Source organism: Nostoc sp. CCY 9925 (genome assembly GCF_963920935.1).
Taxonomy (GTDB): domain Bacteria; phylum Cyanobacteriota; class Cyanobacteriia; order Cyanobacteriales; family Nostocaceae; genus Nostoc.
Genome location: NZ_CAWUDO010000012.1, coordinates 128850 through 135088, shown reverse-complemented (window position 1 = coordinate 135088; position 6239 = coordinate 128850). Strand labels below are relative to the sequence as shown.

The 6239-nt window shown below is 41.5% G+C and carries 8 protein-coding genes; 5 read left to right on the top strand and 3 right to left on the bottom strand.

Annotated elements, in window-relative coordinates; translation table 11 throughout:
* Nucleotides 1-100: 100 nt before the first annotated feature.
* Nucleotides 101-1027 (bottom strand): alpha/beta fold hydrolase, encoded by a 927-nt coding sequence (locus tag ACM0OY_RS09385; RefSeq protein ID WP_414568595.1) that lies wholly within the window; start codon nt 1025-1027, stop codon nt 101-103.
* Between the two features lie 590 nt (nt 1028-1617).
* On the opposite strand from ACM0OY_RS09385, the gene ACM0OY_RS09380 reads away from it, so the two are divergent.
* From ACM0OY_RS09380 to frr, 3 genes are all read left to right on the top strand, one after another.
* Nucleotides 1618-2160, top strand: coding sequence for a thioredoxin family protein (locus tag ACM0OY_RS09380; protein WP_414568594.1), 543 nt, complete (start codon nt 1618-1620; stop codon nt 2158-2160).
* 71 nt (nt 2161-2231) lie between these two features.
* Nucleotides 2232-2960 (top strand): UMP kinase, encoded by a 729-nt coding sequence (gene pyrH / locus ACM0OY_RS09375; RefSeq protein ID WP_414568593.1) that lies wholly within the window; start codon nt 2232-2234, stop codon nt 2958-2960.
* The gene (gene frr / locus ACM0OY_RS09370; RefSeq protein ID WP_414568592.1) at nt 2947-3495 is read left to right on the top strand and encodes a ribosome recycling factor; all 549 of its coding nucleotides are present in this window, start codon (nt 2947-2949) and stop codon (nt 3493-3495) included. Before pyrH ends, frr begins: the two co-directional genes overlap by 14 nt.
* Nucleotides 3496-3660: 165 nt before the next feature.
* Here frr and ACM0OY_RS09365 read toward each other — a convergent pair whose 3' ends face one another.
* Both ACM0OY_RS09365 and ACM0OY_RS09360 read right to left on the bottom strand, forming a co-directional pair.
* Nucleotides 3661-4002 (bottom strand): DUF86 domain-containing protein, encoded by a 342-nt coding sequence (locus ACM0OY_RS09365; protein ID WP_414568591.1) that lies wholly within the window; start codon nt 4000-4002, stop codon nt 3661-3663.
* Nucleotides 3999-4298 (bottom strand): nucleotidyltransferase family protein, encoded by a 300-nt coding sequence (locus ACM0OY_RS09360; RefSeq protein WP_414568590.1) that lies wholly within the window; start codon nt 4296-4298, stop codon nt 3999-4001. The genes ACM0OY_RS09365 and ACM0OY_RS09360 overlap by 4 nt, the downstream gene beginning before the upstream one ends.
* Before the next feature lie 313 nt (nt 4299-4611).
* Between ACM0OY_RS09360 and ACM0OY_RS09355 the strand changes: the two genes are divergently transcribed.
* Together ACM0OY_RS09355 and ACM0OY_RS09350 are read left to right on the top strand one after the other, a co-directional pair.
* Nucleotides 4612-5733, top strand: coding sequence for a geranylgeranyl reductase family protein (locus ACM0OY_RS09355; protein WP_414568589.1), 1122 nt, complete (start codon nt 4612-4614; stop codon nt 5731-5733).
* Nucleotides 5734-5866: 133 nt separating this feature from the next.
* A complete protein-coding gene (locus tag ACM0OY_RS09350; protein WP_414568588.1) occupies nt 5867-6031 on the top strand; it encodes a hypothetical protein in 165 nt (54 codons plus the stop codon).
* The last annotated feature ends 208 nt before the right edge of the window (nt 6032-6239 follow it).

Here is a 6239-nt window from a genome sequence, read left to right as displayed (position 1 = left end):
TCTCAGTATTTACTTATCTTTACATAGTTTAGTTTTTTCGCGCCGACTTACTTACACCAAATTTATGATTCTGAATATTTTGGGAGTGGCTGGGTACAAATTATGACTCTAATTTTGCCGAGTCTATTAACTGCGATCGCTCCCATATCCAATCAATCAAAATCGGATTAACTAACTCTGGCGCTTCATCTTGTGGACAATGCCCCACTCCTTCTAAAGGAATAAACTTTTGTACTTGGGGAAAGTTAGCTAATTCTCTACCTAATTTAATAGGTTCCCACGGATCGGCTGCTCCCCATAAAATAATTGCCGGACAAGGTAACAACGGTAAAAGGTCTTCTGGTAAAGGCCCTGTGGAATAAGAAGTAAATGCAAGAAACACAGCCACAGCACCAGGATCGCTGGCGGGGGAAGTTAGAATATCCACCAATTCATCTGTCACTACTTCTGCATTGGCATAGGCTTTGAGTAGAATTTTCCGGACTGTTTTTGGTTTGGCGACTTGATTGAAAAAGAACTCGCCAACTGGTTTAATAGATAATACCCGTTGCAGTAAAGGCGCTCCTGCACGACGAATCCAAGGTAAAGTTTCTCGTTTGCGATCGTGCAACAACCGCAGAGAACAGTTAAGCAAAGCAACTCCCAAAGCAATATCTGGCTGACTCACCGCTGCTTGCATGGCTACAATACAGCCAATGGAATTTCCAACTAAAAAAGCTGGCTCACCAACTACTTCACGGCAAAAATCTGCTACTTGTTGTCCCCAAGTTTCTAGCGTATAGGCAATTTTTTCACCAGGTTCGGGTTTAGCTGAAGCGCCAAAACCAATCAAATCAATCGCATAAACACGGCAATTCTCTGCTAATACAGGAATATTTTTTCGCCAGTGCCACCAAGAAGCCCCAAATCCATGCACCAGAACAACAGCTGGCCCAGTGGTTCCTTGGGTTTGATAGCAGATAGGAAAACCTTGCCAAATCCAGGTTTTTGTAGATGTAAGCGCTGTTTTTGAACTTGAGGTTGTCATAGGAAATTTTTTGAAGATAAGGGTATAAGATTTTCAGCAGTCAACTCAAGCAAAATTATTGTGATTTTGCGTAAAATTTATCAGATTTTCAAACTAAATTATTTGCTCAGGTGATAACTTAGACATACAACACGAGAGCTTCTAGGCATTTAATACTAGCGTTATGCTAATAGTTTTATTTAGCAAGGTAGTGTTCATATTGTTGATAGAGCTAATTTACTCACAAATTAGATTATGTCAGTATTAGGAACCAGAGTTTCTGTCATCTGACTCAAATTCTCGCCATGTTGGCACACATTTATACTGTGATGCTATCCTTGAGCTTCCATAACCATGCTACTTCTAATACTTGCTTTATATCTAGTAACATTACTTATTCGTTGCTAAGTAACATATACAGCCAGGATACGATAATACATGTGATGGAATTAACATCAGTGCTAGATTCAGTAGTTTCACAATTTACGATCGCCAACTTGATTTATAAAATTGTTGGACATGAGGCATCGGCTAAGGGGTGGTTTGCAACTGGAAACTGACGCTGAATTTAACAATATTTTTCTTGTTCCTAGTCCTGCGAGCCAGATAAGATGAATATACTAGAAACAATTGATACTCCGATCGGCAGCTACGCACCAGATTTTGAACTTCCAGGAATTGATGGTCAAGTACACCATCTTAGCCGTTATCTTGAGAAGTTCGGTGCAGTCGGCGTCGTTTTTATATGTAACCACTGTCCTTATGTAAATTTGTATTTAGACAGACTCAAAAACATTCAAGCCGAATTTGCTCGACAAAGCTTTACACTAATTGGCATGAATGGTAGCGACTCAGGGTCAACCTTTGAAAATATGAAAGTTTTTGCCCAGGGTCACGAGTTGAACTTCCCTTATTTGTGGGACCCAACCCAAGATGTGACCCGCAGTTTTGGCGCTACAAAAACACCAATGGCATTTTTGATAGATAGTACAGGCATAGTACGCTACAAAGGTCAAATTGACGATCGCCCCCAAGATCCATCATCTGTGGGAGAGCATTATTTGAAAACTGCCATCGCCTGTTTGTTTGCAGGTCAAGAAATAGATATACCACAAACAGAGCCAATAGGTACTACATTGATTTGGCGTAACTAGACATAGATAGTCCCTGTAACTGCTATCTTAAATTGGAGGCAATTGCAACTTTTTTGATAAAGCGTAACTTCATGGGAACGAATTACCGACGGGTTTTACTCAAACTGAGCGGTGAAGCTTTAATGGGTAACATGGGCTATGGTATTGATCCAGAAGTGGTGAAAGAAATAGCCCAGGAAGTAGAAGAGGTGGTAGCCACTGGGACTCAAATCGCCATCGTTGTTGGCGGCGGCAATATTTTTCGTGGCGTTAAAGCAGCATCGGCGGGGATGGATAGGGCAACCGCTGACTACATAGGAATGATTGCCACGGTAATGAACGCCATGACGCTGCAAGATTCGCTGGAGCGAATAGGAGTGCAAACGCGTGTGCAAACTGCGATCGCTATGCAAGAATTAGCGGAACCGTATATTCGTCGTCGTGCCATCCGTCATCTTGAAAAAGGACGGGTGGTAATTTTTGGTGCTGGTTCTGGAAATCCCTTTTTTACCACAGACACCACTGCGGCATTAAGAGCCGCAGAAATTGATGCCGAAGTGATTTTTAAAGCCACCAAGGTAGACGGAATATACGATGCCGATCCTCATATTCATCCTAACGCCAAGCGTTACAACACCCTCACCTACGCTCACGTTTTGGCTCATGATTTGCGGGTAATGGATAGTACTGCGATTGCCTTGTGTAAAGAAAATAATATCCCAATTTTGGTATTTGACCTAACGGTGCGAGGTAACATCCACCGAGCAGTCATGGGAGAAACCATCGGCACCCTTGTGGGAGGTTCTTGTGAAATTAGCTGAAGCTGAGAGTACGATGCAAAAAACCGTTGAGTCAACTCAACGAGCTTTTAACACAATTCGCACTGGCCGCGCCAATGCGAGTTTACTAGATAAAGTCTTGGTGGACTACTACGGTTCGCCTACACCCCTAAAATCAGTGGCAAACATTAGCACGCCAGATGCCTCGACAATTCTGATTCAACCTTACGAGCGCAACACTTTAAACATCATTGAGAAAGCAATTTCTCTTTCGGATGTAGGTTTAACTCCCAGTAACGATGGTACTGTTATTCGGCTGAATATTCCGCCTTTGACCAGCGATCGCCGTAAAGAATTTGTCAAAATGGCCGCTAAGTATGCTGAAGAAGGTCGTGTTGCCATTCGTAACATCCGTCGCGATGCCCTAGACTCGATTCGCAAACAAGAGAAAGCCTCTGAAATCTCCAAAGATGAATCAAAAGACCAACAAGACAGCTTGCAAAAACTGACGAATGAGTATATTGCCAAAATAGATGCATCGTTGGCAGAAAAAGAAAAAGACATCACAACTGTTTAAAGTCTGAGGTCTAAAGCATAAAGGCTGAAGAATGGGATAAATTCTTCAGCCTTTGTCTTACAGCTAGTAGGTTGGGTTAAACGCAGCGCAACCCAACATTTTAATCGCAATACTCAAGGCTAATGTTGGGTTTCGTTCCTCAACCCAACCTACATTTATTACTATTTACATATCCCAATACTCTTGTGCTATTGCGTCAATTGTTATTTCTAAATCTGGCAAATACCTTTCAATCACACTCCAAACAATATCAAGATCTACATTGAGATATTCATGAGTTAATCTATTCCGAAAACCAGCTATATTACTCCATTCTATTTCCGGATATGAATTTTTCCAATTATTTGGTAACTTCTGCACAGATTCACACATTACCTGAAGATTTCTTAATACTGCATCTTGGGTTTTTATATCTTGAAAAAAGACTTCTTTACCTTCACCTGTATATTGCTTAATTCTGGTGATACAATCTCGAATGTGAATCAAATAAACTCGACTATCTTTCATAACGAGATAGCCTCATGAAAAACTTTGTCTCGAATTAAATAATGTAGTGATTTAGTTGTAACAACATCGACTTTACGATGTAACAGATTCTCTAAATCTAAAATCAACCCACCAGGAAACCAAGGAGAAATTTTCTCTAAATCATAATCAACTAAAAAATCAATATCACTGGTTTCTGTTTCTTCTCCTCTAGCTACACTACCAAAAACGCGGAGGTTATAAGCTCCATGTTTAGCAGCAATGTTGAGGATTTCTGCCCGTTTTTCCTGTAGTAATTGTTTTAATCCTATTTTCATAGATTTATTTGATATTATTCGTGCTATGAAAATTTTCGATCCGCCTGCGGTAGAATAGCTAAATTATGTCAATTTTCTTTATTATCTGGTGCGATCGCAAGCATGTTGGGTTTGGTGACTCATCCAACATACATCAATGCCCAATGCTCAATAGCGAAGGTAAGCTAATCTGCCTTTAAGTTGCATAATCCTTAGCCTTAGAAAGACGCGGGGACGCAAAGAAGGGGAAACGCTCTGATGCAATTTAAATGATTATTAGCTTATTTGTAGGCGCGTTAGCTTAAACTAATTGAGAAGCAAAATTTCAGCCATTATGTACGATTGCATCATTGTCGGTGCTGGGCCAGCTGGTGGGACAGCTGCATATCATTTAGCCAAGCAGGGGCGCTCAGTATTAGTTTTAGAAAAAGAATCCCTGCCAAGATATAAACCTTGTGGTGGTGGTGTATCTCCAGCGATCGCTCAATGGTTTGATTTTGATTTTACCCCAGCAATTTCTTTAAAAGCAGACTTGCTTCGTTTTACCTGGAAACTAGGCGACCCGGTGGAAGCGCAAATCGCTACAAAAGAACCAGTTTGGATGGTGCGGCGTGATGTTTTTGATTATTTCTTAGTCCAGCAAGCCGAAAAACAAGGAGCTAAACTCCAAGATAATACTGAAGTAACTAGTATCGAATTTGAAAGCGATTATTGGCAAGTTAACACAGCTAACGGCGCATTTACAGGTCGCTATTTAATCGCGGCTGATGGTGCCAAAGGCTCGATGGCAAAATGGCTAGGTTTCAAAGAACGTAAACGTCTCCTCACAGGAGCTTTGGAGGCAGAAGTTCCTGGTATTGCAGAAAACAAACCCACAATTCATTTTGAGTTTGGCTTAATCAAAAACGGCTATCTTTGGAACTTCCCCAAAGCTGATGGTTATTCTATAGGTGTGGGAACCTTCATTGGTCGTCAACCCCAAGATTTTAAAAAGATTTTGGATGAGTACGCCAAATCATTAAATGTAGACCTCAAAACCACCAAGCAATATGGTCATCCCCTTTGTATTTGGGATGGGAATCAAAAGCTGCACACCCAAAATGCGATTTTAGCTGGGGAAGCTGCTTGTTTAGTCGACCCGATGACAGCAGAAGGCATTCGTCCTTCAATTTTTAGCGGTTTACTCGCAGCCGCAAGCATTAATGAAGCACTTGCTGGTGACATCAACGCTTTAGAAAGATATAGCGAGGCCATTAACGAAGAGTGGGGTACTGAAATGGCTTGGGCGCAAAAATTAGCCAGAGCATTCTATCGATTTTCCAACATTGGCTACAAAGTTGGTATTAAGCACCCCTCTGCTCCCCAAGTCATGGGTAAAATTATGTGCGGCGAACTCCGCTATGGCGATGTTGCTACTCGTGCCTTGAAGCATTTAATCCCTGGTTTTAGCAGTTAAATCTATTGGGGCATAGAGCATGGGGCAATACGCTTGGGTTAACGAATTTATTTGTTAAGGCAGGCTGTTCTTGAGCAGGGGAAGCTCTTGAGGCAGGGGGAGAGAAAAAAGCTTAACTCAACTGTATTGGGGCATGGAAGTCCCTAAGGGAGATTTAAAACTGAAAGTTGAAGCTAGGAGGCTTAAAGTTGGAGTTCAAAGGTTCAACGTTCGAGTTCAAAACCTCAACGTTCAAGCTCAAAACCTCAACGTTTCAGTTCAAAACCTCAACGTTCAAGTTCAAAACCTCAACGTTTGAGTTCAAAACCTCAACGTTCAAGCTCAAAACCTCAACGTTCGAGTTCAAAACCTCAACGTTCAAGCTCAAAACCTCAAAGTTCGAGTTCAAAACCTCAAAGTTCGAGTTCAAAACCTCAACGCTCAAGCTCAAAACCTCAAAGTTCGAGTTCAAAACCTCAACGCTCAAGCTCAAAACCTCAACGCTCAAGCTCAAAACCTCAAAGTTC